This is a genomic window from Flavobacterium sp. W22_SRS_FK3, from assembly GCF_052113665.1.
Lineage (GTDB): Bacteria > Bacteroidota > Bacteroidia > Flavobacteriales > Flavobacteriaceae > Flavobacterium.
In genome coordinates this window covers 1-1,641 of the sequence record NZ_JBGQOF010000062.1, presented here as the reverse complement: position 1 = coordinate 1,641, position 1,641 = coordinate 1, and the positions used below count along the sequence as shown (strand labels likewise).

General features: G+C 26.0%; 1 protein-coding gene. It reads left to right on the top strand.

Going from position 1 to position 1,641, the window contains the following annotated elements; translation table 11 throughout:
* The first annotated feature begins 102 nt into the window (after positions 1-102).
* Positions 103-1,536, top strand: a complete 1,434-nt coding sequence (locus tag ACEN2I_RS19920) for a hypothetical protein (RefSeq protein ID WP_441767825.1) — start codon at positions 103-105, stop codon at positions 1,534-1,536.
* Positions 1,537-1,641: the final 105 nt, after the last annotated feature.

Here is a 1,641-nt window from a genome sequence, read left to right as displayed (position 1 = left end):
GAAAAATCCTGTTTTTAAACAATACTTTTCTATATTTGTTTAAAACAAAAACGGAAGTTTTTTCACAGACTGACGTTGGCAGACATTTTAAACCTAAAAATCGTGAAAAGACTAATTTTAAGCATTTTACTTTTTAATTTCATTAATTGTAATTCTCAAATTTCAAAAGAATTAGAAAGTTTTATTAAACCTTTCGAAGATTATAAAACTTTCAATGCAATGGGTTGGAAAAATGATTCAATTTCAAAATTACTTGATAAAAAAGCAACCGAAGATGAATTAGTTTTCCTTTCATTAAATGGTAAAAATACATTCACGAAAGGAATATCTATTGAAACATTAATAAATAGAAAAAGTAAAAAAGTATTTGATATTTACGATGATTTAATTGATTCAAAGGATACGTTGGTTTATGCAACTGAATGTCTATCAAGTAGTGCAAGTTTTCCAAATTTTATGTTTCAAAGTTTGACATTTAATCGAAATTATTCAAAAGAGGAAATAATTTCTAACAAAGAAATTTTAGTTCGTAAAGTATTAAGTAAAAATCCAATTAACATAAAATTATTGGAAAGCATACATTATTGGATTCCGCAAACTGAAGAGTTTTATAATCCAATAAGAAAAATTGTAGTAGAAAATAAGTCTTCTACTCTATTAGTTACAATAGCAAAATACAAAAAAGAAAGTGACATAGAATTAATCAAAAGCTTCGGAATAAATGCTTTGCCTGCAATTGAAGAATTCCCAAATGAGCAATTTAGAGAAATATTAGAAAACAATATTAAGTTTGATGATTTTCAATATATGTTTGCTTTAGCAAAATCTTGTACTCCAGAAACTGTAAAAACAGTTGAAAAAGTTATTCAACTTAAAATTGAAGATTTGAAAAAGGATGATTGTGGAAATCATTGTTTAAGTACAATTTACAATCAAATTGAAATGAATAATTGTGAATTATTTTATCCTTCATTGGAAAAATTATGGCTAACAAACAAAATAATTTCATACAACATTTTTGAAAATTTTAAAAAAAATCATTCTAAAATAGAAGTTGAAAACTTCTTATTTAATGGATTAATACTAAATGGAGAAGCCGAAATTATTCATAAAAATATTTATGACGACACTAATTTCTTAAAAGATATGGAAAGTGGTTTAACTTGGAATGAAGAAGCAAAATTAGTTCACATATTAAAAGAATTAAAAAAATATTCAAACGAGAAATATTTAATAGCATTAGAAAAAAACATAGTTGAAATTGACGATTTAAGCTTACCAAGTTTCGTTGAAGAATTAAAAGACAAAAAGAGTTTAATCTTGATTAAAAACTCATTTATTGAAAAAATGAAAACCAATCAAAGTGCTTATGGACTATTTTCAATAATGGACGCAATCAAAATATTAAAAGATAAAGAAACTATCAACAAAGGATTTGAAGTTATAAAAACCAGAAAAGACGAATTCAAAAAGTTTCCAATTTGGGAAGAAGAATTGCAAAATTTTCTAAAAGAGAACAACTTGAAACTAGAATAAGAAAAAACGATCTGCCAACAGCAAGAGTTTCGTTGCGTGCGTAGCACGAACAATGAAGCCCGTGTTGAACGGAACCGCTGAGATTCCGCAACTATGGGTTTTTCG